Origin of the sequence: Streptomyces coffeae (assembly GCF_016741875.1) — a bacterium.
GTDB classification, from domain to species: Bacteria; Actinomycetota; Actinomycetes; order Streptomycetales; family Streptomycetaceae; genus Streptomyces; species Streptomyces coffeae.
In genome coordinates, this window is sequence record NZ_JAERRF010000005.1 from 264,219 (window position 1) to 289,027 (window position 24,809).

Sequence of the window (24,809 nt, forward strand, 5' to 3'; positions counted from 1 at the left end):
CCCAGATGCCATGACGACGACGGGAGAGCCGATGCGTTCCGCATCCCACCCCGCCCGCCAGGGGATGTACGACCCGAGCAATGAGCACGACGCCTGTGGCGTCGGCTTCGTGGCGACCCTCACCGGCGAGGCCAGCCATGAGCTCGTGGAGCAGGCTCTCACCGTGCTCCGCAACCTCGAGCACCGCGGGGCCACCGGCTCGGAGCCCGACTCGGGCGACGGCGCGGGCATTCTCGTCCAGGTCCCCGACGCTTTCCTGCGGGAGGCCGTCACCGGTTTCGAGCTTCCCGAGGCCGGCGCGTACGCGGTGGGTATCGCCTTCCTCCCGGAGACGGAGGCCGAGGGCGCCGCGGCCGTGGCACAGATCGAGCGGATCGCCGCCGAGGAGGGGCTGACCGTCCTCGGCCGGCGTGCGGTGCCGGTCGCCCCCGACCTGCTGGGCAACGGCGCGCGCAGCACCATGCCCGCCTTCTCCCAGTTCTTCGTCACCGACGGCACCAGCACCGGGGTGGCCCTGGACCGCAAGGCGTTTGTGCTGCGCAAGCGCGCCGAGCGCGAGGCGGGGGTCTACTTCCCCTCGCTGTCCTCCCGCACCCTCGTCTACAAGGGCATGCTGACCACCGGCCAGCTGGAGCCGTTCTTCCCGGACCTGTCCGACCGCCGCTTCGCCACGGCCATCGCGCTGGTCCACTCCCGGTTCTCCACCAACACCTTCCCGAGCTGGCCGCTGGCCCACCCCTACCGGTTCGTCGCCCACAACGGTGAGATCAACACCGTCCAGGGCAACCGCAACTGGATGCGGGCCCGGGAGTCCCAGCTGATGAGCGAGCTGTTCGGGGACAAGGAGCTGGACCGGATGTTCCCGGTCTGCACCCCGGACGCCTCCGACTCCGCGACCTTCGACGAGGTCCTGGAGCTGCTGCACCTCGGCGGCCGCTCGCTGCCGCACAGCGTGCTGATGATGGTCCCCGAGGCGTGGGAGAACCACACCTCCATGGACCCGGCCCGACGCGCCTTCTACCAGTACCACTCCACGATGATGGAGCCCTGGGACGGCCCGGCCTGTGTCACCTTCACCGACGGCACCCAGGTCGGCGCCGTACTGGACCGCAACGGTCTGCGGCCGGGGCGCTACTGGGTCACCGACGACGGCCTGGTCGTGCTCTCCTCCGAGGTCGGCGTGCTGGACATCGACCCGTCCAAGGTGGTCCGCAAGGGCCGGCTCCAGCCCGGCCGGATGTTCCTGGTCGACACCGGCGAGCACCGGATCATCGAGGACGACGAGATCAAGGCCCAGCTCGCCGCCGAGCACCCGTACGCCGAGTGGCTGGAGGCCGGTCTGATCGACCTGGCCGATCTGCCCGAGCGCGAGCACATCGTGCACACCCACGCCTCGGTCACCCGCCGCCAGCAGACCTTCGGCTACACCGAGGAGGAGCTGCGCGTCCTGCTCGCGCCGATGGCCAAGGCCGGTGCCGAGCCGATCGGCTCGATGGGCACCGACTCGCCGATCGCCGCCCTCTCCGAGCGGCCGCGGCTGCTCTTCGACTACTTCACCCAGCTGTTCGCACAGGTCACCAACCCGCCGCTGGACGCGATCCGCGAGGAGCTGGTCACCTCGCTGATCTCCTCGCTGGGTCCGCAGGGCAATCTGCTGGAGCCCACCTCGGCCTCCTGCCGCAGCGTCAGCCTGCCCTTCCCGGTGATCGACAACGATGAGCTGGCCAAGCTCATCCACATCAACGCCGACGGCGACATGCCCGGGCTGAAGGCGGCCACTCTCTCCGGTCTGTACCGGGTCGGCGGCGGCGGTCAGGCGCTCGCCACTCGGCTGGACGAGATCTGCGCCGAGGCCGACGCCGCCATCGAGGACGGCGCCCGGCTGATCGTTCTCTCCGACCGCCACTCCGACGCCGAGCACGCGCCGATCCCCTCGCTGCTGCTCACCTCCGCCGTCCACCACCACCTCATCCGCACCAAGCAGCGCACCCGGGTGGGGCTGCTGGTCGAGGCGGGCGACGTCCGCGAGGTGCACCATGTGGCGCTGCTGATCGGCTACGGCGCCGCGGCGGTCAACCCGTACCTGGCGATGGAGACGGTCGAGGACCTGGTCCGGGCGGGCACCTTCCTGCCCGGTATCGAGGCCGAGACCGCCATCCGCAACCTGATCAAGGCGCTCGGCAAGGGTGTGCTGAAGGTGATGTCCAAGATGGGCATCTCCACCGTCGCCTCCTACCGCGGCGCCCAGGTCTTCGAGGCCGTCGGCCTTGACGAGTCCTTCGTGGACACCTACTTCCACGGCACCGCCACCAAGATCGGCGGCGCGGGTCTGGACGTGGTGGCCAAGGAGGTCGCCGCCCGCCACGCCAAGGCCTACCCGGCCTCCGGCATCCCCTCCGCCCACCGGGCGCTGGAGATCGGCGGTGAGTACCAGTGGCGCCGTGAGGGCGAGCCGCATCTGTTCGACCCCGAGACGGTCTTCCGGCTCCAGCACTCCACCCGCGCCCGCCGCTACGACATCTTCAAGAAGTACACCGAGCGGGTGAACGAGCAGTCCGAGCGGCTGATGACGCTGCGCGGTCTGTTCTCCTTCAAGGGCGACCGGCCCTCGATCCCGATCGAGGAGGTCGAGCCGGTCAGCGAGATCGTCAAGCGGTTCTCCACCGGCGCCATGTCGTACGGCTCCATCTCCCAGGAGGCGCACGAGACCCTCGCCATCGCCATGAACCAGCTGGGCGGAAAGTCCAACACCGGTGAGGGCGGCGAGGACTCCGAGCGGCTGCACGACCCGGCGCGCCGCTCCTCCATCAAGCAGGTCGCCTCCGGCCGCTTCGGTGTGACCAGCGAATACCTGGTCAACTCCGATGACATCCAGATCAAGATGGCGCAGGGTGCCAAGCCCGGCGAGGGCGGCCAGCTGCCCGGTCACAAGGTCTACCCGTGGGTGGCCAAGACCCGGCACTCCACCCCGGGCGTCGGTCTGATCTCCCCGCCGCCGCACCACGACATCTACTCCATCGAGGACCTGGCCCAGCTGATCCACGACCTGAAGAACGCCAACCCCCAGGCGCGTATTCACGTCAAGCTGGTCTCCGAGGTGGGCGTGGGCACCGTGGCCGCGGGCGTCTCCAAGGCCCATGCCGATGTGGTGCTGATCTCCGGCCACGACGGCGGCACCGGCGCCTCCCCGCTGACCTCGCTGAAGCACGCGGGCGGTCCCTGGGAGCTGGGCCTCGCCGAGACCCAGCAGACCCTGCTGCTCAACGGACTGCGCGACCGGATCGTGGTGCAGACCGACGGTCAGCTGAAGACCGGCCGTGACGTGGTCATCGCCGCACTGCTGGGCGCCGAGGAGTTCGGCTTCGCCACCGCCCCGCTGGTGGTCTCCGGCTGTGTGATGATGCGCGTCTGCCACCTGGACACCTGCCCGGTCGGCATCGCCACCCAGAACCCGGTGCTGCGCGAGCGCTACAACGGCAAGGCCGAGTTCGTGGTCAACTTCTTCGAGTTCATCGCCGAGGAGGTCCGCGAGCTCCTGGCCGAGCTGGGCTTCCGCACCCTCGACGAGGCCATCGGCCACGCCGACCTGCTGGACACCGCCCGCGCCGTTCAGCACTGGAAGGCGCAGGGCCTGGACCTGGCCCCGCTGCTGTACGTGCCCGAGCTGCCCGAGGGCGCCGTCCGCCACCAGACGGTCGAGCAGGACCACGGTCTGGCCAAGGCGCTGGACAACGAGCTGATCAAGCTGGCGGCCGACGCGCTGAACGCCGAGAGCGCCGAGGCGGCCCAGCCGGTCCGCGCCCAGGTTGCGATCCGCAACATCAACCGGACCGTCGGCACCATGCTGGGCCATGAGGTGACCCGGAGGTTCGGCGGCGCCGGACTGCCCGACGACACCATCGACATCACTTTCACCGGTTCGGCCGGCCAGTCCTTCGGTGCCTTCGTGCCGCACGGGCTCACCCTGCGGCTGGAGGGCGACGCCAACGACTACGTCGGCAAGGGCCTGTCCGGCGGCCGGGTGGTGGTCCGCCCGGACCGCGGCGCCGACCACCTCGCCGAGTACTCCACCATCGCGGGCAACACCCTCGCCTACGGCGCGACCAGCGGTGAGATGTTCCTGCGCGGCCGGGTCGGCGAGCGGTTCTGCGTCCGCAACTCCGGTGCCACCGTGGTCTCCGAGGGCGTGGGCGACCACGGCTGTGAGTACATGACCGGTGGCCGGGCGGTTGTCCTCGGCCCGACCGGGCGCAACTTCGCGGCCGGTATGTCCGGCGGTATCGCGTACGTCATCGACCTCGACCGGGACAACGTCAACGGTGAGCTGATCGACGCCATCGGCGAGCTGGACGACACCGACAAGCAGTGGCTGCACGACGCGGTGCGACGCCACCACGAGGAGACCGGCTCCACCGTCGCGGGCACGCTGCTCGAGGACTGGGACGCCGCCCTCGCCCGGTTCAGCAAGATCATCCCCGCTACCTACCAGGCCGTGCTCGCCGCCAAGGACGCCGCCGAGCGAGCCGGGCTCTCCGAGTCCGAGACCACCGAGAAGATGATGGAGGCGGCGACCCATGGCTGACCCCAAGGGCTTCCTGACCACTGGCCGCGAGGTCGCCGAGACCCGTCCGGTGGAAGAGCGCGTCAAGGACTGGAACGAGGTCTACGTCCCCGGCTCCCTGCTGCCGATCATCAGCAAGCAGGCCGGGCGCTGCATGGACTGCGGTATCCCGTTCTGCCACAACGGCTGTCCGCTGGGGAACCTCATCCCCGAGTGGAACGAGTACGCCTACCGCGAGGACTGGCGGGAGGCCAGCGAGCGGCTGCACGCCACCAACAACTTCCCGGAGTTCACCGGTCGGCTGTGCCCGGCCCCGTGCGAGTCGGCGTGTGTCCTCGGTATCAACCAGCCGCCGGTGACCATCAAGAACGTCGAGGTCACCATCATCGACAAGGCGTGGGAGACCGGCGATGTCACCCCGCAGCCGCCGGAGCGGCTGAGCGGCAAGACCGTCGCCGTCATCGGCTCGGGCCCGGCGGGCCTGGCCGCCGCCCAGCAGCTGACCCGGGCGGGCCACACGGTCGCGGTGTACGAGCGGGCCGACCGCATCGGCGGGCTGCTGCGCTACGGCATCCCCGAGTTCAAGATGGAGAAGCGCCATATCAACCGCCGTATCGAGCAGATGCGCGCGGAGGGCACCAAGTTCCGCACCGAGGTGGAGATCGGCCGCGACATCGACGCGGCCAAGCTGCGCCGCCGCTATGACGCGGTGGTCATCGCGGCCGGTGCCACCACGGCGCGCGATCTGCCGGTGCCCGGCCGGGAGCTGACCGGCATCCACCAGGCGATGGAGTATCTGCCGCTGTCCAACAAGGTGCAGGAGGGCGACTTCGTCACCCCGCCGATCAGCGCCGAGGGCAAGCATGTGGTGGTCATCGGCGGCGGTGACACCGGCGCGGACTGCGTGGGTACCGCCCACCGCCAGGGCGCCGCCTCCGTCACCCAGCTGGAGATCATGCCCAGGCCCGGTGAGGAGCGCAGCGCCAACCAGCCGTGGCCCACCTTCCCGATGCTGTACAAGGTCACCTCGGCCCATGAGGAGGGCGGTGAGCGGGTCTACTCCGTCTCCACCACCCACTTCGAGGGTGACGAGGAGGGCAACGTCCAGTGGCTGCACCTGATCGAGGTGGAGTTCAAGGACGGCAAGCTGGAGCAGAAGCCCGGCACCGAGCGGAAGATCCCCGCCCAGCTGGTCACCCTGGCCATGGGCTTCACCGGCACCGACCGGGAGAACGGGCTGGTGGAGCAGTTCGGCCTGGCGCTGGACGAGCGCGGCAACGTGGCGCGCGATGCCGACTTCGCCACCAATGTGGACGGGGTCTTCGTGGCGGGCGACGCCGGCCGCGGCCAGTCGCTGATCGTCTGGGCCATCGCCGAGGGCCGCTCCGCCGCCCGCGGAGTGGACCGCTACCTGGCCGGGACCAGCGCCCTGCCCGCCCCGATCCGTCCCACCGACCGGTCCCTCATGGTCTGAGGTCCCACCCCCTAGAGCACTCCAGGTTTCCGCCCGTACAACGGCGTACGGAACCGGCCGCGCGGCGCCCTCCCCTACCCGACCGGGGCGGGCGCCGCGTGGCGTTCGCATGCCGTTCTCCCGTGGCCCCCTGACCTCCTCGCTTGACATCCCCCAGCGCGGAGTTCCACCATCATTCCACTAACTGATTAGTGAAAGGGTGGTGCGGGTGGTCGAGTACCGCATCGACCGGCGCAGTGGTATCGCCACCTACCTCCAGATCGTTCAGCAGACCAAACAGGCGCTGCGCCTCGGTCTGTTGCAGCCGGGCGACCGGCTGCCCACGGCCAAGGAGGTGGTCGCGGCCACCGCGATCAACCCCAACACCGTCCTCAAGGCCTATCGCGAGCTGGAGCGCGAGGGGCTGGTCGAGCCACGGCCCGGCCTCGGCACCTTCGTCCGCCGCTCCCTGGCCCGGCCCGGCGCCGCCGCCGACTCACCGCTCCGTGCCGAACTGGCCGAGTGGGCGGACCGGGCCCGCGCCGCCGGACTCGACCGCGAGGACGTGGCGGCCCTGGTCACCTCGGTGCTCGACGAGCGCTTCGGCGCCGGGGCGCCACCGACCACCAGCGAGAGCACCGTCCGGAACGGGGAGAACGGGTGAGCGACGACAACGACGGGTCCGGCGCGCTGGAAGCGGCCGGACTGGGCAAGAAGTACCGGCGCGGCTGGGCCCTGCGGGACGTCACCTTCCGGCTGCCCGCCGGGCGCATCTGCGCCATGGTGGGCCCCAACGGCTCCGGGAAGAGCACCCTGTTGGCGCTCGCCGCCGATCTGCTCACCCCCACCACCGGCACCCTGCGGATCTTCGGCGAGGCCCCGTCCGCCCCCACCACCCGCGAGCGCATCGCCTATGTCGCCCAGGAGAAGCCGCTGTACCCGCGCTTCTCCGTCGCCGACACCCTCCGGATGGGCGCCTCGCTCAACCCGCACTGGGACCAGACCGCCGCCGAACGGGTGGTGGACGAGGCCGAGGTGCCGCTGTCCACCCGTATCGGCTCCCTCTCCGGCGGCCGGCGCACCTGTGTGGCCCTCGCCGTCGCCCTCGGCAAACGCGCCCGGCTGCTGCTGCTCGACGAGCCCATGTCCGACCAGGACCCGGTGCGCCGTCGCCGGATGATGGGCGTGCTCATGGCCGAGGCCGCCGAACGCGGCACCACCGTGGTCATCTCCACCCATGTCCTGGCCGAACTCGACGGCGTCTGCGACTATCTGCTGCTCATCGGCGACGGCCGGATCCGGCTCGCGGGCGACAGCGAGGCCATCCAGTCCGCCCACCGGCTGATCACCGGTGCCCGCGACGGCAGCGGTATCGACGCCCACACGGTGGTCGAGAGACGGACCACCGGCCGCCAGCTCACCGCCCTGGTCCGGCCCACCTCCCCGGTCGGCGACGACTGGATCGTCCGCGAACCGTCCCTGGAGGAAGTGCTGTTGGGCTATCTGCGCTCGCCCGAGGCCCCGCCGCTGGTCACCGCGAGCGCCCGCCCCGTCGCCGAGGACGGAGCACCGTGACCGCGCTGAGCCGGGACGTGCCCCGCGACCGGGCCCGGCGGACCACCCGTACCGGAGGAGCGAACGGAGTGACCTGGCTGGTCCGGCGGCAGTACCGGACCATGTTCTGCACGGGCGCCGCCCTGGTCGTGGCGATCGCCGGGTACATCGTGTGGCAGCGCTTCGCGATGACCGGATACCTGCGCGACCACGGCATCGCGGGCTGCGCGGACTGGAAAGCCACCTGCCACGGCGAACCGATTCCCGACGGCCGGGGCGAGAGCCCGGTGGGCGACGCCTTCTTCCACATCTCCGACGTCTACCGGCCGCGCATCCTCGCCACCGGACGGGTGCTGCTCGCGCTGCCCGCGCTGTTCGGCGTCTTCGTCGGTGCCCCGCTGGTCGCACGGGAGTTGGAGAACGGCACCCACAAGCTGGTGTGGACGCAGTCGGTCAGCCGGACCCGCTGGCTCACCGCCCAACTCGCCCTCCCGCTCGCCGCCGTTCTGACCGGCTCCGCGCTGCTGTCCGCCCTCTACACCTGGTGGTGGCGGACCGCTCGCGCCACCACCCTCACCGACATCGCCTGGGGCACCACGGTGCCCTTCGACGCCTCCGGGCCCGCGGCGGTCGCCCTCACCGCGCTGTCCTTCCTGCTCGGCACGGCCATCGGGCTGGTGGTCGCGCGGACCCTGCCCGCCATGGTCGTCACCTTCGGCGCGATCGCGGGCGTGGTCTACGGACTGGCCGCGCTGCGCCCTCATCTGATGCCCACGCGGACCATGGTCTCCGACGCCGACGGCCACTTCGGGCGCACTCCCCAGCACGTCTTCTACACCTCCTGGCGCGGTATGGCCGACGGCTACCTCACCCGGACCGGGGAGAAGGTGCCCGGGGACCTCTGTTCCGGCGCCGACAGCTCGTCCGCCATGCACCGCTGCTTCGCCCGGCTGGGCGCGACGGGCCGCGGCTACGTGGAGTACCACCCCGCGAGCCATTTCTGGCCCCTCCAGTGGATCCAGGCCGGGATCTGCCTGGCCGCGGCCGCCGCGCTCACCGTCTTCTGCCTGTGGTGGATCCGGCGGCGGCCCTCCGGAAGGGCGACGGCATGAGTACCCCCACCGCTGGTATACGCGGCCGCCTCCTCGGCCCCTGGCCGGGCGGCACGGTGTGGCTGGTCCGGCGTCAACACCGGAGCGCTTTCCGAGCGGGCGCGGCGCTGGTGGCCGCGGCCATCGCGTACATCGTCTGGCGGCGCTGGGAGTTGACGTCGTTCATCGACGCGCACGCCTTCCCCGCCTGCCCCAAGGGTGTCGCCGGGTGCATGGGCGGAACGCCCGCGACACCCCGGGGCGTGGAGGGGACGGCGCAGGGCTACGGCGGCCTCGGTGACGCGGTCGTCCGCGCCGGGCAGGCGCTTCTCGCGCTTCCCGCGCTGATCGGCGTCTTCGCCGGCGCCCCGTTGTTCGCGCGGGAGCTGGAGAGCGGTACGCACAAGCTGGTGTGGGCCCAGTCGGTCGGCCGGGTCCGCTGGCTGCTCGTCAAACTGCTGCTGCCCGCCGCCTCCGTGACGGCAGGGACCGCGGGCGTGGCCGCCGCGTACCACTGGTGGTGGGCACCGGCCCAGACCTTCAGCCGGAAGCTGGGCGACTACCAGACCAATCCCTACGTCGTCTCCTGGTGGCAGGCCGCGCCGTTCAACGCCACCGGCCCGCTGGCCGTGGGCCTGGCCGTGCTGGGCCTGGTCATCGGCGCCACCGCCGGACTGCTGCTGCGGCGGACCGTGCCCGCCATGGCGGTCGCCCTCGGCGTCGTCGTCGCCGCGCAGTGGGGCGCGACCGCGCTGCGCGGACACCTGGCGTCCTCGGTCGTGGTGACGAAGCGGGAGGACGGAGTATGGCCCGTCCCGCGTGACACATGGTGGGGGAGCGAGAGCCGGACCGACGGGCGGCCCGGCACGCGGGACTGGGCAGAGATCCATCCGCCCAGCGACTTCTGGCGCATCCAGTGGATCGAGGCCGGGATCTGCCTGGTCCTGGCGGCGGCGCTCGCCGTCTTCTGCGTCTGGTGGATCCGGAGGCGGCCCGTATGACCGGCGGACGCACCTCGTACCCCTCGCCCCGGCCCCGCTCCGAACGGAGTCACCGCCCGCCGGCCCCGCCCACCCTGGCCTCGACCCCCGCCGCCGCTCCGAGCGTGCGGACCGTGCCCGCCCTCCGGCGGCCCGGACGGCTCGGCGGGGCCGCCGTCATTCTCGCCCCCGGCGTGCTGATGCTGGCCCTCGGGCTGTGGGGGATCCGCCGCGAGAACAGCATGTGGCGCGATGAGTCGACGACCTCTCAGGTCGCCCACCGCGACCTCGGCGAGATCTGGCACCTGCTCGGCACCATCGACGCCGTCCACGGCGCGTACTACCTGCTGATGCACGGTGTCTTCGCGCTCTGGGACGGCGGGCTGCTCGCGATGCGGCTGCCCTCCCTGCTCGCGATGGCCTTCACCGCGGTCATGGTGGGTCTGACCGGGCGTCGACTGGCCGGGCCGCACGCCGGGCTGCTCGCGGGACTCATCCTCCCGCTGCTGCCCGCCGTGCAGACATACGCACAGGAGGGCCGCTCCTACGCGCTGGTCTGCGCGGCCGTGGCCGGGGCCACCCACCTGCTGGTCCGCGCCGCCGCCCGGCCCTCGGGGTGGATCTGGGCCGGATACGCCACCGCACTGGCGGTGGGCTGTCTGCTGCACGAGTTCGCGGTGCTGGTACTCCTGGCGCACGGGGCCACCCTGCTGTGGGCCGGTGCGGACGGCGCGGTCCGCTGGGCGTGGTGCCGGGCGGCCGCCGCCGTGGTGCTGGTGCTGATGCCGCTGGTGATCGTCAGTCAGCAGCAGGCGGCCCAGGTGGCCTGGCTCAAGACCCCGGGCACCGCCCAGTTAGGCGGTGTCCTGGCGCTCGTACTGGCGGGCGCGACCTGCGCCGCCGTACCGGAGCGGCCGCTCGCGCGGCTCGGCCTCCGGCAGCTCGCACTGCCCCTGCTGGCCGTCCCGCCCGCCGTGCTGCTGCTGGTGTCCTTCGTCCACCCGCTCTACCACGACCGCTACATCCTGTACTGCCACATCGGGTTTGCGCTGCTCATCGGCATGGCCGCCGACCGGCTGCTGCGCACCGTCCCCCGGCCGAAGGCGATGGCCGCGGTGGTCGCCCTGGCGACCGTGGCGGCGCTGCTTCCGTCCTGGCTGGCGCTGCGGACCCGCGGGTCCACCAGGACGACACCAACGCGGTGTCGGCGGCGGTGGGTTCCCTGTCCCGGCCCGGCGACGGTGTGCTCTTCCTGCCCGCGCAGCGGCGCGAGTCCCGGCTGACCCACCCCGGGGACTTCGCCGGGCGGCCGGACCTGGCACTGGGGCAAGGCCCGGTCTCCTCCGGCACCCTCTACGGCATCGAACGCGCCCCCGGGGAGATCCGGGCCCGGATGCTGACCGTCGACCGCATCGTCACCCTCACCGACCCGCCCGGCCGTCCGAGGGACAACCCGCCCACCCCGCAGGACCACATGAAGGAGACGGTGCTGGCCGGGCGCTTCGAGCGCTGCGCCCGCCGGACGGCCGGGGGACTGGTGATCAGCGTCTACGCACGCCGGGGGAGGTGCTGACGGCGCGCGCGGCCCCTCACCCCTGCTGCTCGCCCTCCACCAGACGGGCGGGAAAGCCGCCGGTGGCCACCGGGCCCCAGCGGGTGGGGGTGACGCGGATCAGCGACTTGCCCTGCTTGCGCATGGCCGAGCGGTACTCGTCCCAGTCCGGGTGCTCACCGGCGATATTGCGGTAGTACTCGACCAGCGGTTCGACGGAGTCGGGCATGTCGATCACCTCGGCGGTGCCGTCGATCTGGACCCATGGGCCGTTCCACTCGTCGGAGAGCACCACCAGGCTGACCGCCGGGTCGCGGCGTGCGTTGCGGACCTTGGCGCGTTCGGGATAGGTGGACATGACGATTCGTCCGGAGTCGTCGACACCGCAGGTCAGCGGGGAAGCCTGGGGCGATCCGTCGGACCGGCGGGTCATCAGCAGGGCGCGGTGGCGCGGGCGTACGAACTCCAGCAGCTCATCGATGCCGACAGTGGTGTTGGTGGCGATGGAGGGGCTCATACCGCCGAGCGTACGGGCCGGAGCGGAGCGACGCCGCGAGGGCGACACGCGCTCAGGTGTCGCACTCCAGGACCGTACGGCACAGGCCGCAGCGGGCCCGCAGCCGTCCGCGCACCGGCACCCGGATCCGCTGACGGCAGGTCGGACAGGGGAAGGAGACGTTCAGCGGACGGCCGCCCTCGAAGGTGTAGTCACCGCCGGTGGGCAGGGTGTCGAGCGGGGCCCCGGCGCGGGATCCGGCCTCGGCCTGTGACCGGGCCGACCGGCGGTCCCGGGCGTAGCGGCGGCGGCCCGCCCATCCGGCCGCGGCCAGCGGTGGCTGCCGCTGGTCCCGCTCCGCCAGCTCCAGCCCCGTGGTGTACGCCTCGTACGCCTGCGGGCTGGTGAACCAGATGCGGGGGTCCTCGTCGAAGAACATCGCCCGTTTGGCCAGCACATAGCCGAATTCCTCCGGTGTGAGATAGCCGAGTTTCTGGCTGGAGAGCCGGTCCTGGCGGTAGGCGTCGAGCAGCAGCCATCCGGTGCCGAGATAGGCGGCGGTGGTGTCGGTGAGGATTTCGTTGTCGCGGCTGCCGGGAAAGGTGAGATCCAGGCGGTGCAGATACACATGCGTCACCTCGTGGGCGAGGGCCGCGCCGATGTCCCGCCGGTGCTCCTTGAAGCGGGAGTTGAGCTCGATGAAGTACTCCGGGCCCGCGGCCAGGTCGACGTTGCCCGCATGCTCCATCTCGCGGAAGCTCACGATCATCCGGGCGTCGGGAAGCATCAGGTGCCGCACCATCACCCGGGCGATCCGCTGCACTCCGAGATAGAGGTCGTCCTGGTCGGAGAAGGCCACATCGCCGGGGACCACACTGACGCCGAACCGCTCCACCGAGTCCCGGGACAGCCGCCGGTAGAGCGCGGTGATGGCGGCCCGGACGGTGTCCAGATGGGGAAACCCGTGCTTGATGTCACTGCCCGGTGCCGCCACGCCGTCACCCCGAGTCCGTGTTTCGCCGAGACCGTGTCAGAATTCCACATTACGGACGTATTTCACACTGGCCGGTAGGCCGCGCTGGCTGGAACGCACCCCTTGTCACACGGTTCACCCGCTCCACATAATCGCAGGGTGTTTCGCGGGCTCACCCCACTGGGCTTCGGCGGGCGTTTCCGATTTCCGGTTTGGCATGAGCCTGACACGGCGCACCAACCCCCCACGAGAGGAAATCCGTTGCGCAACCACCTGAAGCACCTCACCAGAGCTACGGCCCTCGGCGCGGTCGCCCTCGCCGCCTTCAGTCTCACCCCCGGTACGGCGACGGCCCTGCCCAACGGTCCCGAGCCCGGCCCCACCGTCGTCGGCGGCACCCCCGCAGCACAGGGTGAATTCCCCTTCATGGTCCGGCTGTCCATGGGCTGTGGCGGCGCGCTCTACACCAAGGACATCGTGCTGACCGCCGCCCACTGCGTCGACGGCAGCGGCCCCAACACCTCCATCACCGCCACCGGGGGCGTTGTCGACCTCGAGGACTCCGGTGCCACCAAGGTGAACTCCACCGAGGTCCTCCAGGCTCCCGGCTACAACGGCACGGGCAAGGACTGGGCCCTCATCAAGCTGGCCAAGCCGATCGACCAGCCCACCTTGAAGATCGCCGAGACCGACGCCTACAACAAGGGCGACTTCACCGTCGCCGGCTGGGGCGCCGACAAGGAAGGCGGCGACCAGCAGCGCTATCTGCTCAAGGCCAGCGTTCCGTTCGTCGACGACGCCACCTGCAAGGGCGCCTACAGCAACCTCGTCACCGGTGAGGAGATCTGCGCCGGGAAGATGGACACCGGCGGCGTCGACACCTGCCAGGGCGACTCCGGCGGCCCGATGTTCCGCAAGGACGACAACGACCAGTGGATCCAGGTCGGCATCGTCAGCTGGGGCGAGGGCTGCGCACGGCCCGGCAAGCCCGGCGTCTACACCGAGGTGAGCACCTTCGCCAAGGACATCAAGGCGGGCGCGGACCAGCTCGGCGGCTGATCCCCACCCCTCCCCGGACCGGGGCCGGCCACCGCGGCCGGCCCCGGTTCCGCGTTGCCCGCGGCGTGTGCCCCGGCCGCGTCGTATCAGCTCTGGCCGCGGTGTCAGCTCTGGCCGTAGCAGATGCAGAAGGGGTGCCCGGCCGGATCGTTGAAGACCCGGAACCCCGACCGCTCGCCCCCGCTGTCGTGCAGGAAGGTCGCCCCCAGCGCGATCACCTCCCGCTGCGCCCGCTCCGCGTCCTGAAGGGTGGCCACATCGAAGTCCAGATGGAACTGCTGCGGATGTGCCGGGTCCGGCCAGCGCGGCGGCCGGTGGTCCGGGGCCAGCTGGAAGGCCAGGCGCTGACCGTCCGATGAGGTGAGCGTGGCCCATTCGGGGTCGCTGTCGTCCAGCCGCCAGCCCAGGATCCGGCCGTAGAAGGCGGCCAGCGCGGCGGGGTCCGGACAGTCGATGACGGTGCACTGAAGCGTCGCGATCATATGCCGACCCTAGGCCCTGTCCGGTGGGTCTTATCGGGCCCGCGACGCCTGGCACCGCACCTCGCTGCGTTGTCGGAGTCGCCCGAGTACGCCCAGTACGAGGGCGATCCTCCGCCTTGCGATCCTCCCCCAGCTACCGCTGGGAGGTGCCCCCTCACCAGACGCCGCGGGCTGCTCCTCAAAGACCCACCGGACAGAGCCTGGGCTGTGCCCCGGAGTTCGGTCGTCCCATGAGCACGCGTATGAGTACGCGTACGAGACGGACAAGCGCCGATCAAAGCGGACAAATCCTTTTCACGGGATGAAAAGTCCGGGGTACAGAGGGAAAAGTCCGGGGGCGGGACAGGAAAGTCCGGCAAGAAGTGGAACCTCCCCGGCCGAGGATCGGTCCTTCACGGTGGAGGAGCCGCGCCGGGGGCGGCCCCTCCGGGCCGGACCGCCCCGCCCCCTTTTCAACCCCCCACCGGGGTCGGGGCGGTCCCGCAATGCCCTGGCATAGGGTCGGGGGTCATGACGCACAGCGAGACCCACCGCGCCGACGACCCCGACCGCGGCAGCGCCCCCGGCACGGACCGCGACGCCCCCGACGGAAGCGGCACCTCCGCCGCCCCGGGCGCCGACGCCCGGGACATCGACGACTCCGTCCTCGCCGAGCTGACCCGGTTGCGCGACAGCATCGACAACCTCGACGCGGCCGTGGTCCATGTGCTCGCCGAGCGCTTCAAATGCACCCAGCAGGTCGGCCACCTCAAGGCCGCCCACAAACTCCCCCCGGCCGACCCCGGCCGCGAGGCCCGCCAGATCGCCCGGCTGCGCCAGCTGGCGGAAGGCGCCAAACTCGACCCGGCCTTCGCCGAGAAGCTGCTCAACTTCATCATCGCCGAGGTCATCCGGCACCACGAGACCATCGCCCGCTCCTGAACCCCCGCCCCCGGATCGCCCCTCGCCGCCCCGGAGGGCGCACTCCGGTGGCGCGCCCCGCGCCCGCCCGCACCCCGCAACCGCTTCCCAGCCGTGTGCCGTCCACGGGAGGTAGGGCAGCATGTCCCCATGCCCGTACTGACGCGCGAGGAAGCGCAGAACCGAGCCCGCCTCATCGAGGTCCACCGCTACACGGTCGAGCTCGACCTCACCCGCGGTGACGAACTCTTCGGCTCGACCACCACCATCCGCTTCCACGCGCGTGAGGCGGGTGCGGACACCTTCGTCGAGCTCAACCCGGCCGCACTGCACCGCGCCGTCCTCGACGGCCATGAGCTCGACCTCGCCGCCGCGCCCCTCGCCGACGGACGGCTTCCGCTCACCGCCCTCGCCCAAGGCGAGCACGAGCTGCGCGTGGAGACGGACATGCGCTACTCCCGCACCGGCGAGGGCATGCACCGCTTCACCGACCCCGCCGACGGTGAGACCTACCTCTACACCATGTGCTGCATGTCGGACGCGGGCAGCGTCTTCGCCGCCTTCGACCAGCCCGACCTCAAGGCCGTCTTCGACGCCCGCGTCACCGCGCCGCCCGAATGGACCGTCCTCGGCAACGGCATCGCCACCCGCGTCGGCGACCCCGCCGAAGGCCGCTGGGAGCTGGCCGCCACCCCGCCCATCAGCACCTACCTCGTCGCCCTGGCCGCCGGGCCGTACCACTCGGTGCGCACCGAGCACGCCGGACTGCCCTTCGGGCTGCATGTCCGCCGCTCCCTCGCCCCCTACCTCGAGGACGACGCCGAGGAACTGTTCGACATCACCCGGCGCTGCTTCGACCGCTACCACGAGATCTTCGAGGAGCCCTATCCGTTCGACTCCTACGACCAGGCGTTCGTCCCCGAGTTCAACTTCGGCGCCATGGAGAACCCCGGTCTGGTCACCCTGCGCGACGAATTCATCTACCGCTCCGCCGTCACCGACGCCGAGCGGCAGACCCGCGCCATGGTCATCGCCCATGAGATGGCCCATATGTGGTTCGGCGACCTCGTCACCATGACCTGGTGGGACGACATCTGGCTCAATGAGTCCTTCGCCGAGTACATGGGCTACCAGGTCCTCACCGAGACCACCCGCTACACCGACATCTGGGCCGACTTCGGCGTCCGCCGCAAGAACTGGGGCTACGACGCCGACCAGCGCCCCTCCACCCACCCCGTCGCCCCCGCGCCCGAGCAGGTCCCCGACACCGCCGCCGCCCGCCTCAACTTCGACGGCATCTCCTACGCCAAGGGCGCCTCCGCCCTGCGTCAGCTCGTCACCTGGCTCGGCGAGAAGGACTTCCTCCAGGGCATCAACCGGCACTTCGCCCGCCACCGCTTCGGCAACGCCACCCTCGCCGACTTCATCGACTCCCTCGCCCACGGCTCCGACCGCGATGTGCACGCCTGGGCCGACACCTGGCTGCGCACCACCGGCGTCGACACCCTCACCCCCGCCATCACCACCCACGGCGACCGCTGGAGCGCGGAGATCCGCCACGACGGCGGAGGCGACGGCACCGACCCCGCACCCCGTCCGCACCGCATCGCCATCGGGCTGTACGACCACGAGCCCGCCGCCGCGCATCAGCTGGTGCTGCGCAAGCGCCTCGAAGCCGAGCTCAACGGCGCCGAACCCACCCTCACCCTCTCTTTCACCGGGCCCCGCCCCGATCTGCTGCTGCTCAACGACGGCGACCTCAGCTACGCCAAGGTCCGGCTCGACCCCGGCTCCTGGAAGACCGTCGTCCGCTCACTGTCCGGGCTCCCCGACGCCGTCAGCCGCGCCGTGGTGTGGAACGCCGCCCGCGACATGGTCCGCGACGGCGAACTGCCGCCCACCGACTACCTCGAAGCCGTCCGCGCCCACCTCCCGCGCGAGACCGACATAGCCATCGTCCAAGGCGTCCTGGCCTTCGCCCGCACCCAGATCGCCGACCGCTACCTCCCCGCCGAGCAGCGCCCCGCTGCCCTGGCCACCCTCGGCGCCACCTGCCGCGACCTGCTGCGCCGCACCGAGGACAACTCCGGCCCCGGACTGCGGCTCGCCGCCGTCCGCGGCTTCATCGAGAGCGCCACCGCCCCGGCCGGGCTCAGCGACTGGCTCGACGGCGACACCGTCCCCGGCGGCCCCGCCCTCGACCCCGAACTGCGCTGGCAGGTCCTCGGGCGGCTCGCCGTCCTCGGCGCCATCGGCCCCGCCGAGATCGACGCCGAACTCGCCCGCGACTCCAGTGCCACCGGCCAGGAGGGCGCCGCCCGCTGCCGCGCCGCCCTCCCCGACCCGGACGCCAAACAGGCCGCCTGGGACGCCCTGTTCGGCACCGCCGACGAACCCTCCGAACTGTCCGAACTCTCCAACTATCTCGTCACCGCCACCGCGACCGGCTTCTGGCAGCCCGAACACCACGAGCTGCTCACCGACTACCTCCCCCGCTACTTCCCGGCCGCCGCCGAGGTGGCCGCCCGGCGCGGCCCCGCGATCGCCGACGCCGTCGCCCGCTCCGGCTTCCCCACCACCGTGGACACCCGGACCCTGGAGCTGGGGGAGGAGTGTCTGCGCCGCGACGATCTGCTCCCCGCGCTGCGCCGGCGCCTCGCCGACCAACTCGACGATCTGCGCCGCGCCCTGCGCGTCCAGCGCAGGCAGGAGGAGCGAGGCAGCGGGGCCTGAGCGGCCTCGCCGAAGTCCGGTGCGGTTCGGGCGCGCCCCGAAGGGGCGCGGGGCTGTGTCGATGTGCGGCTCCGCCGCGTGGGCGACCAGCCACGACGCAGCCGCAGACGCATGACGGCACCTCGTGGCACTTCCCGCGGCGCGCCTGGGCAGGGACCTGGCGCCCGCCACCGCCGCGGGCCCGGCGGACGGTGAGGGCCGTTCCTGGAGCGCGCCCCTCCGCAGGGGGCACACGGCACGCCGCGGGCAGATCCCGACCCGCTCTCGCGGACACGCCCCGGGGTGGTTCCGCCGCGCGGCGGCAAGGCGCCGCACGGCCGCGTACCACGTACGAGTGGACTTCATAGCGCCACCGGCCGATCCGCTTGCGCACGAAGTACGTTGAGGCAGCTTTCGCCTCCCCTACTTCGAGACGAGGGGCACATCCATGCCTGTGCCCGCCACCGGGACCGCCCGCCTGCTCGCGGGCGGCGGCCGCGGCCCGGACGCGCTGAGGCCCATGGTCGGCACCGTCCTGGACGCGCTGGCCCGCGGCGCCGCCGACCGTGCGGGCCCGCTGCCCGCCGGCGGCCCCGACGCCGTGGCGCGGCGCGTCCGAGCCGTCGCCGAACCGCTCATCCCCGACATCGGCGAGGGCGCGACGCTCGCCCTGCACACCCTCGTACGCGCCCTCGCCGCGGGTGCCGCCGACCCGGCCGACCCGCGCTGCGCCGCCCATCTGCACTGCCCGCCGCTGGCCGTCGCGGCCGCCGCCGACCTCGCGGTCTCCGCGCTCAACCCCTCCCTCGACTCCTGGGACCAGGCGCCCGCCGCCTCCGAACTGGAGGCGCTCACCTGCCGCGCCCTGGCCGCGCTGGTCCACCCGCGTGGCCCCGCACCCGACGCCCTCGTCACCACCGGCGGCACCGAGGCCAACCAACTCGCCCTGCTGCTGGCCCGCGAGGCCGCCCGCACCGCCGTCCCGCCCGGGCCGTCCGCCGCCCTCCGGATCGTCTGCGGGGCCAACGCCCACCACAGCGTCCACCGCGCCGCCTGGCTGCTCGGGCTGCCCACCCCGGTCACCCTCCCCACCCCCGCCGGAGTCCTCGACCCGGCCCGGCTCCACGACGCCCTCACCCGGCTCACCGGCCGCGGCCCGGTCCTGGTGGTCGCCACCGCGGGCACCACCGACACCGGCGCCATCGACCCCCTCCCGGCCGTCGCCGACCTCTGCGACCGCCACACCGCCGCCCTCCACATCGACGCCTCCTACGGCGGACCGCTGCTGTTCAGCGGCACCCATCGGCACCGCCTCGACGGGCTCGACCGCGCCCGCACCGTCACCCTCGACCTCCATAAACTCGGCTGGCAGCCGGTCGCCGCCGGACTCCTCACCGTTCCCGACGCCCCCGCGCTGACCCCCCTGGACCACCGCGCCGACTACCTCAACGCCGACGACGACACCGAATCCGGGATTCCGGACCTTCTCGGCCGCTCCCTGCGCACCACCCGCCGCCCCGACATCCTCAAGATCGCGGTCACCCTGCGCGCCCTCGGCCGCCGTGGCCTCGGCGACCTCGTCGACCACGTCTGCGCCGCCGCCCATCAGCTCGCGGACCTCATCGAGGCCCACCCCCGCCTCGAACTCCACGCGCGCCCCACCATCAGCACCGTCCTCTTCCGCCCCACCGGAGCGGGACCCGCCACCGTGGCCGCACTGCGCCGCCGCCTGCTCACCGACGGCCGCGCCGTCCTCGGCCGCGCCACCACCGCCGACGGGCTGTGGCTCAAGGCCACCGTCCTCAACCCGCACACCCAGCCCGCCGATCTGCGCGGGCTGCTCGAACTCGTGGAAGGCGACCGCACCCCATGAGCACCGCACAACCCCCCACCGGGACCCCCACCTCCGCACCCGGTCCGCGGCCCGGCGCCGCCTCCCCCCTCGAGGCCCCCCTGGACCTCGCCGGTGTCGGCATCGGCCCGTTCAACCTCTCCCTCGCCGCCCTCGCCCACCGCGTCCCCGGACTGCGCACCGCCTTCTACGACCAGCGGCCCGCCTTCCAATGGCACCCCGGCTTGCTCATCGACGGCGCCACCATCCAGGTGCCCTTCCTCGCCGACCTGGTCACCCTCGCCGACCCCGCCAGCCCCTGGAGCTTCCTCAGCTACCTCAAGGCCAAGGAGCGGCTGTTCCCCTTCTACATCGCCGAGCGCTTCCACATCGAACGGTCCGAGTACGACGCCTACTGCCGCTGGGTCAGCGAACAACTCCCCGGCCTCCACTTCGGCCACCAGATCGACGCCGTCCGCTGGGACCACACCCACGAGCTCTTCGAAATCGACTTCACCCGCATCGGCGCCGACGGCGAGGCCGAGGCCCTCGGCCGCACCTACGCCCGCCACGTCGTCCTCGGTGTCGGCACCGAGCCCTATGTCCCCGAACCGCTGCGCCCGCTCGCCGAAGCCCCCAATGTGCCCGTGCTGCACGCCGCCGACTACCTCGAACACCGCGAACGGCTGCTGACCACCGGCCAGGTGACCGTCATCGGCTCCGGCCAGTCCGGCGCCGAGGTCTTCCTCGACCTGCTGCGCCACCGCCCCCTGGGCGCCGAGGGCCTCCACTGGCTGGCCCGCACCCCCGCGTTCACCCCCATGGAATACAGCAAGCTCGGACTGGAGCAGTTCAGCCCCGACTACACCCGCTACTTCCACGGACTACCCGAACCCGTACGGGACCAACTCCTGCCCCGCCAGTGGCAGTTGTACAAGGGCATCGCCCACGAGACCATCGACGCCATCCACCAGGAGCTCTACCGCCGCGCCCAGCTCAGCGGCGGCTGGCCCGGCGCCGTACTCACCCCCGGCGTCACCGTCCGCACCGCGGGCCGGATCGCCGCCGCCCGCCTGGAACTCCACCTCGAGCACGCCCAGCAGGGCACCCGGGCCCGGCACACCACCGAGGCCGTCGTCCTCGCCACCGGCTACCGCGAGCGCCGTGTCGACACCCTGCTGGCCGCCCTCGACCCCTACATCCGCCGGGACTCCTCCGAACGCCCCCGCGTCGACGCCCAGCACCGGCTGATCCTCGACTCGATGATCAAGGGCTCCGTCTACGTCCAGAACGCCGAGCGCCACAGCCACGGCGTGGGCACCCCCGATCTGGGGCTCGCGGCCTGGCGCTCCGCCGTCATCCTCAACTCGATGACGCCTGAACCCGCCTACCCCCTGCCCTCCCGCACCGCCTTCACCACCTTCGGGCTCCAGCCCTCAGGCCCCTGCGGCACGGTGGTCGGACGCCCCCAACTCCCCGACCAGCGCGACCGGCTGACCCGTACGCGGACATGACCACCGCACCACCCCGCCCCGCACCCCGGCCTCCAGCGGATGGGAGTCGGGGTGGGCGGGGCACTCCGGCCATACGGCGGGCTTGAGCGCGGCGCACAGCGCCTCCACCGCCCAGTCGCTCGCCTGCTCGGCGACCTGCGCCAGCCGCTCGGCCGCGCCGAGCCCCGGCCACAGCACGATGCCGACACCGCTGCCATCGGCGTCGTGGAGCCAGACGATGTCCTCGCCGTCGTCCCCCTCACCCCGTCCCTCCCGTACGACGGGCTGAACGGCACAGGTGGCCCGCAGATCGCGGAGCACGGGTTCCAGGGCGGCGGCAAGGTCATCGGTCATGCGCTCATTGTTCAGAACACCGGGGTGCCCTCGCGCGTGAGTTTCCAGTCCACCGAAGCGAACCGCGCCACATCGATCGTCCCCTGCGCCTTCACCCACGAGATGATCGTGTTCCGGATCTCATCCGAGTTCGCCCACACCTGCTTGGCCTTGGCCACATGCGGGAAGTTGCCGCCGCCACTGGCACGGTAGTTGTTCACCGCCAGCACAAACCGGGCCGCGTCGTCCACCGGCTCGCCGTCGAAGGTCAGCTGTGCAATCCGCGCGCCCGGTGCCTTGGCGATGTCGATCTCGTAAGCGACCCCGCTGACCACGTCGTAGTTGTAGTCCGGGGTGTTCCCCGCGTTCGTCAGCTTCGCCGGATCCACCTCACCACCGGCCGGGGTCTGCACGTAGTAACGCGCCGAGAACTCCAGATACTCCTTCAGCTGGGCACCCGTCAGCACCCGTGCCTCGAGGGTGTTCTCGAACGGATGGCCCAACCCGCCCATCGCGCAACAGCCTTGACAGGTTGCGATCGGATTGCTTCCGGCATGCTGGGGGAATGGCCAACCGACATCTGCGGGTCGCGGCGTACGCCGTCTGTGTCGACGACGGAAAGGTCCTCCTCGCCCGATGGCTCGGCCCCGACGGCAAGCGGTGGACGATGCCCGGCGGAGGACTCCACCACGGCGAGGACCCCTATGACGCCGTCCACCGCGAGGTCGAGGAGGAAACCGGCTATACGGTGGAGATCGAGCGGCTGCTCGGTATCGACACCGTCCGCGACCGCACCCCCCGACGGCTCGGCCGCGAGGCCGACTTCCACGGGGTGCGCGTCCTCTACGCGGCCCGGGTCACCGGTGGGGAACTGCGCCATGAGACCGGCGGTTCGACCGACCGGGCGGCGTGGATCGCACTGGACCGGGTGCCCGGCCTGGACCGGGTGCCGCTGGTGGACACCGCGCTGTCCCTGAACGCCGAACGCCCGCCGCAGGGACGGCTCACCACCCCGCCCGCCTGAGCCCTTCCTTCCCGCCCTTCCGTCTCTTCCTCAGGGAGCATCCATGGACCAGCCCGCAGCCCCCGTCCCCTACGGCACCCCCGACACCCCGCGCCTGGCCGTCCGCGGCGAGGCACGGCTCGAGGCCGACCCCGAGATCGCCCACCTCGGCATCACCGTCGCCGCCCGCGGCTCCGACCGGCGGGCCGCGCTGGAGGACCTCACCCGCCGCAACACACACATCCTCGAGCTGGTGAAGTCCTACGGCGACGCCATCGACGCACTGGAGACCGGCGCCTTCACCATCACCCCCGAGCTCACCGCCAAGGGTCGCCACGAGCGCGTCCGCGCCTACCACGGCCGGGTCCACCTCACCGTGACGATCACCGACTTCACCGTGCTCGGCGAACTCACCACCCGGCTGGGCGACGCCGAACTCACCACCGTCAACGGCCCCCGCTGGGCGCTGCGCCCCGACTCCCCCACACACCGCGACGCCCGCCAGGAAGCCGTGCGGCAGGCGGTACGGCGTGCCCGCGAGTACGCCGAGGCACTGGGTGCCTCACTCGTCGCCCTGGTCGAGCTGGCCGATGTCGAAGTGGAGGCCGCGCCGATGACACCGGTCGCGGTGGCCTCCCCGCGCTCCCGCTCCGGCTACGGCGGCGCCGAGCACGCACCCGCCCTGGACCTGGAACCGGAGCGCCAGACCGTATACGCGCATGTCAACGCGCGCTTCACCATGACCCGCCCCGAACTCTGAAACACCCCGGAACACCCCGGAAAAACGCTCATCGGAGCATGGCCCCGCACGTTTCATTAGTTGTCAATAACCTGCCATGCAATTGCCATGGAGGAGTATGGACTTCCCGATCCTTTACTCACGGGTAAGTCATAGGCTCAAAGACATGCGCCGAGCAAAAATCGTCTGTACCTTGGGACCCGCCACCGACTCGTACGAGCAGATCAAGGCACTCGTCGAGGCCGGAATGGACGTGGCCCGCTTCAACCTCAGCCACGGCACCTACGCCGAGCACGAGGAGCGGTACCGGCGAGTGCGGAAAGCCTCGCTGGATACCGGCCGCAGTGTCGGCATCCTCGCCGACCTTCAAGGCCCGAAGATTCGCCTCGGCCGATTCCGCGAAGGTCCCGTACTGCTTGAACGCGGCGATGAGTTCACCATCACCGTCGAACCGATCGAGGGCGACCAGCACCGCTGCGGTACCACCTACGAGGGACTGGCCGCCGACGTCAGCAGGGGCGAGCGGATCCTCGTCGACGACGGCCGCGTCACCCTGGAGGTCGTCGACGTCGACGGCCCGCGCGTGCACACGATCGTCATCGAAGGCGGCATGGTCTCCGACCACAAGGGCCTCAATCTGCCCGGAGTCGCCGTCTCCGTCCCCGCCCTCTCCCGGAAGGACATCGAGGACCTCCGCTGGGCGCTGCGCACCGGCGCCGACATCATCGCCCTGTCCTTCGTCCGCAATGAGAAGGACGTCATCGATGTGCACCGGGTGATGGAGGAGGAGGACTGCCGCCTCCCGGTCATCGCCAAGATCGAGAAGCCGCAGGCGGTCGAGAACCTGGACGGGATCGTCGACGCCTTCGACGGCATCATGGTCGCCCGCGGCGACCTCGGCGTCGAAATGCCGCTGGAGCAGGTGCCGATCGTCCAGAAGCGCGCGATCAAGCTGGCGAAGCGGAACGCCAAGCCCGTGATCGTCGCGACCCAGATGCTGGACTCGATGATCGACAACTCCCGCCCCACCCGCGCCGAGGCGTCCGATGTGGCCAACGCGGTGATCGACGGCACCGACGCGGTGATGCTCTCCGGCGAGACCAGCGTCGGGAAGTACCCGATCGCCACGGTCAAGACGATGGGCCGGATCGTCGCCGCCGCCGAGGAGGACATCCTCGCCAAGGGCCTCCCCCCGCTCACCGAGCGCAACAAGCCCCGCACACAGGGTGGCGCGGTGGCCCGCGCGGCGGCCGAGATGGGCGACTTCCTCGACGCCAAGTTCCTGGTCGCCTTCACCCAGTCCGGCGACACCGTCCGCCGCCTCTCCCGTTACCGCTCCCCGATCCCCCTCCTCGCCTTCACCCCGGAGCCGAACACCCGCTCCCAGCTCAACCTCACCTGGGGCGTCGAGACGTTCCTCGGCCCGAGAGTCGACTCCACGGACTCGATGGTGGCCCAGGTCGACGAGGAACTGCTGCGCCTCGGCCGCTGCAAGAAGGGCGACCTCGTCATCATCACCGCCGGCTCCCCGCCCGGCGTCTCCGGCTCCACCAACCTGGTCCGCGCCCACTACATCGGGGCGGACGATCTGCGCTAG

At 71.6% G+C, this 24,809-nt stretch carries 20 protein-coding genes and 1 pseudogene; 16 read left to right on the top strand and 5 right to left on the bottom strand.

What is annotated here, in order from left to right; genetic code table 11:
* The first annotated feature begins 31 nt into the window (after window positions 1-31).
* From gltB to JK363_RS42225, 8 genes are all read left to right on the top strand, one after another.
* Window positions 32-4,582 carry a glutamate synthase large subunit gene (gene gltB / locus JK363_RS10485; protein WP_201874169.1) on the top strand — a complete coding sequence of 1,517 codons (4,551 nt, stop codon included), beginning with the start codon at window positions 32-34 and terminating at the stop codon, window positions 4,580-4,582.
* On the top strand, window positions 4,575-6,035 hold the full coding sequence (locus JK363_RS10490; protein ID WP_201874171.1) for a glutamate synthase subunit beta: 1,461 nt from the start codon (window positions 4,575-4,577) through the stop codon (window positions 6,033-6,035). The genes gltB and JK363_RS10490 overlap by 8 nt, the downstream gene beginning before the upstream one ends.
* A gap of 208 nt (window positions 6,036-6,243) precedes the next feature.
* Window positions 6,244-6,678, top strand: a complete 435-nt coding sequence (locus JK363_RS10495; RefSeq protein WP_201874173.1) for a GntR family transcriptional regulator — start codon at window positions 6,244-6,246, stop codon at window positions 6,676-6,678.
* On the top strand, window positions 6,675-7,589 hold the full coding sequence (locus tag JK363_RS10500) for an ATP-binding cassette domain-containing protein (protein ID WP_201874175.1): 915 nt from the start codon (window positions 6,675-6,677) through the stop codon (window positions 7,587-7,589). Before JK363_RS10495 ends, JK363_RS10500 begins: the two co-directional genes overlap by 4 nt.
* Window positions 7,586-8,680, top strand: coding sequence for an ABC-2 membrane transporter-related protein (locus JK363_RS10505; protein WP_307821674.1), 1,095 nt, complete (start codon window positions 7,586-7,588; stop codon window positions 8,678-8,680). Before JK363_RS10500 ends, JK363_RS10505 begins: the two co-directional genes overlap by 4 nt.
* Window positions 8,677-9,660, top strand: coding sequence for an ABC-2 membrane transporter-related protein (locus JK363_RS10510; RefSeq protein WP_201874176.1), 984 nt, complete (start codon window positions 8,677-8,679; stop codon window positions 9,658-9,660). The genes JK363_RS10505 and JK363_RS10510 overlap by 4 nt, the downstream gene beginning before the upstream one ends.
* Window positions 9,657-10,922 (top strand): glycosyltransferase family 39 protein, encoded by a 1,266-nt coding sequence (locus tag JK363_RS10515; protein ID WP_236075660.1) that lies wholly within the window; start codon window positions 9,657-9,659, stop codon window positions 10,920-10,922. Before JK363_RS10510 ends, JK363_RS10515 begins: the two co-directional genes overlap by 4 nt.
* On the top strand, window positions 10,853-11,212 hold the full coding sequence (locus JK363_RS42225) for a hypothetical protein (RefSeq protein ID WP_236075661.1): 360 nt from the start codon (window positions 10,853-10,855) through the stop codon (window positions 11,210-11,212). Before JK363_RS10515 ends, JK363_RS42225 begins: the two co-directional genes overlap by 70 nt.
* Window positions 11,213-11,228: 16 nt before the next feature.
* Here JK363_RS42225 and JK363_RS10520 read toward each other — a convergent pair whose 3' ends face one another.
* Window positions 11,229-11,708: a PPOX class F420-dependent oxidoreductase gene (locus JK363_RS10520; RefSeq protein ID WP_201874177.1), complete on the bottom strand. Its 480-nt coding sequence runs from the start codon at window positions 11,706-11,708 to the stop codon at window positions 11,229-11,231.
* A 52-nt stretch (window positions 11,709-11,760) separates the two neighbouring features.
* Entirely contained in the window at window positions 11,761-12,681 is a 921-nt protein-coding gene (locus JK363_RS10525; protein WP_201874178.1) for a hypothetical protein, read from the bottom strand.
* Between the two features lie 240 nt (window positions 12,682-12,921).
* Here JK363_RS10525 and JK363_RS10530 point away from each other — a divergent pair, with 240 nt between their 5' ends.
* The gene (locus JK363_RS10530; protein ID WP_201874179.1) at window positions 12,922-13,719 is read left to right on the top strand and encodes a S1 family peptidase; all 798 of its coding nucleotides are present in this window, start codon (window positions 12,922-12,924) and stop codon (window positions 13,717-13,719) included.
* 104 nt (window positions 13,720-13,823) lie between these two features.
* Here the strand turns inward: JK363_RS10530 and JK363_RS10535 are convergent, their stop codons facing one another.
* Entirely contained in the window at window positions 13,824-14,201 is a 378-nt protein-coding gene (locus JK363_RS10535) for a VOC family protein (protein WP_201874180.1), read from the bottom strand.
* 630 nt (window positions 14,202-14,831) lie between these two features.
* Here JK363_RS10535 and JK363_RS43730 point away from each other — a divergent pair.
* The 4 genes from JK363_RS43730 (at window position 14,832) to JK363_RS10555 (ending at window position 21,158) form a co-directional block, all read left to right on the top strand.
* On the top strand, window positions 14,832-15,122 hold the full coding sequence (locus tag JK363_RS43730) for a chorismate mutase (protein WP_201874441.1): 291 nt from the start codon (window positions 14,832-14,834) through the stop codon (window positions 15,120-15,122).
* Window positions 15,123-15,251: 129 nt separating this feature from the next.
* Window positions 15,252-17,834, top strand: coding sequence for an aminopeptidase N (gene pepN / locus JK363_RS10545; protein ID WP_201874182.1), 2,583 nt, complete (start codon window positions 15,252-15,254; stop codon window positions 17,832-17,834).
* A gap of 427 nt (window positions 17,835-18,261) precedes the next feature.
* Window positions 18,262-19,686 (top strand): pyridoxal phosphate-dependent decarboxylase family protein, encoded by a 1,425-nt coding sequence (locus JK363_RS10550; protein ID WP_201874184.1) that lies wholly within the window; start codon window positions 18,262-18,264, stop codon window positions 19,684-19,686.
* Window positions 19,683-21,158 carry a lysine N(6)-hydroxylase/L-ornithine N(5)-oxygenase family protein gene (locus JK363_RS10555; protein ID WP_201874186.1) on the top strand — a complete coding sequence of 492 codons (1,476 nt, stop codon included), beginning with the start codon at window positions 19,683-19,685 and terminating at the stop codon, window positions 21,156-21,158. The genes JK363_RS10550 and JK363_RS10555 overlap by 4 nt, the downstream gene beginning before the upstream one ends.
* Here the strand turns inward: JK363_RS10555 and JK363_RS10560 are convergent.
* The gene (locus tag JK363_RS10560) at window positions 21,081-21,491 is read right to left on the bottom strand and encodes a hypothetical protein (protein ID WP_201874188.1); all 411 of its coding nucleotides are present in this window, start codon (window positions 21,489-21,491) and stop codon (window positions 21,081-21,083) included. The two genes, JK363_RS10555 and JK363_RS10560, sit on opposite strands and share 78 nt — an antisense overlap.
* An 11-nt stretch (window positions 21,492-21,502) precedes the next feature.
* Window positions 21,503-21,967 (bottom strand): annotated as a pseudogene (locus JK363_RS10565) (5'-nucleotidase C-terminal domain-containing protein); the annotation flags it as partial.
* Window positions 21,968-22,035: 68 nt separating this feature from the next.
* On the opposite strand from JK363_RS10565, the gene JK363_RS10570 reads away from it, so the two are divergent.
* The 3 genes from JK363_RS10570 to pyk all read left to right on the top strand — a co-directional run bounded on the left by JK363_RS10570 (window position 22,036) and on the right by pyk (window position 24,809).
* A complete protein-coding gene (locus JK363_RS10570; RefSeq protein WP_201874189.1) occupies window positions 22,036-22,494 on the top strand; it encodes an NUDIX hydrolase in 459 nt (152 codons plus the stop codon).
* Between the two features lie 43 nt (window positions 22,495-22,537).
* Window positions 22,538-23,233, top strand: coding sequence for an SIMPL domain-containing protein (locus tag JK363_RS10575; protein ID WP_201874190.1), 696 nt, complete (start codon window positions 22,538-22,540; stop codon window positions 23,231-23,233).
* Window positions 23,234-23,378: 145 nt separating this feature from the next.
* Window positions 23,379-24,809: a pyruvate kinase gene (pyk, locus tag JK363_RS10580; protein ID WP_201874191.1), complete on the top strand. Its 1,431-nt coding sequence runs from the start codon at window positions 23,379-23,381 to the stop codon at window positions 24,807-24,809.

Bases quoted from the DNA above. Each gene is read 5' to 3' on its own strand.
- gltB (WP_201874169.1), top strand. From the start codon at position 32: ATGCGTTCCGCATCCCACCCCGCCCGCCAGGGGATGTACGACCCGAGC.
- JK363_RS10490 (WP_201874171.1), top strand. From the start codon at position 4,575: ATGGCTGACCCCAAGGGCTTCCTGACCACTGGCCGCGAGGTCGCCGAG.
- JK363_RS10510 (WP_201874176.1), top strand. From the start codon at position 8,677: ATGAGTACCCCCACCGCTGGTATACGCGGCCGCCTCCTCGGCCCCTGG.
- JK363_RS10515 (WP_236075660.1), top strand. From the start codon at position 9,657: ATGACCGGCGGACGCACCTCGTACCCCTCGCCCCGGCCCCGCTCCGAA.
- JK363_RS10520 (WP_201874177.1), bottom strand. From the start codon at position 11,708: ATGAGCCCCTCCATCGCCACCAACACCACTGTCGGCATCGATGAGCTG.
- JK363_RS10535 (WP_201874180.1), bottom strand. From the start codon at position 14,201: ATGATCGCGACGCTTCAGTGCACCGTCATCGACTGTCCGGACCCCGCC.
- pepN (WP_201874182.1), top strand. From the start codon at position 15,252: ATGCCCGTACTGACGCGCGAGGAAGCGCAGAACCGAGCCCGCCTCATC.
- JK363_RS10550 (WP_201874184.1), top strand. From the start codon at position 18,262: ATGCCTGTGCCCGCCACCGGGACCGCCCGCCTGCTCGCGGGCGGCGGC.
- JK363_RS10555 (WP_201874186.1), top strand. From the start codon at position 19,683: ATGAGCACCGCACAACCCCCCACCGGGACCCCCACCTCCGCACCCGGT.
- JK363_RS10560 (WP_201874188.1), bottom strand. From the start codon at position 21,491: ATGACCGATGACCTTGCCGCCGCCCTGGAACCCGTGCTCCGCGATCTG.
- JK363_RS10570 (WP_201874189.1), top strand. From the start codon at position 22,036: ATGGCCAACCGACATCTGCGGGTCGCGGCGTACGCCGTCTGTGTCGAC.
- JK363_RS10575 (WP_201874190.1), top strand. From the start codon at position 22,538: ATGGACCAGCCCGCAGCCCCCGTCCCCTACGGCACCCCCGACACCCCG.
- pyk (WP_201874191.1), top strand. From the start codon at position 23,379: ATGCGCCGAGCAAAAATCGTCTGTACCTTGGGACCCGCCACCGACTCG.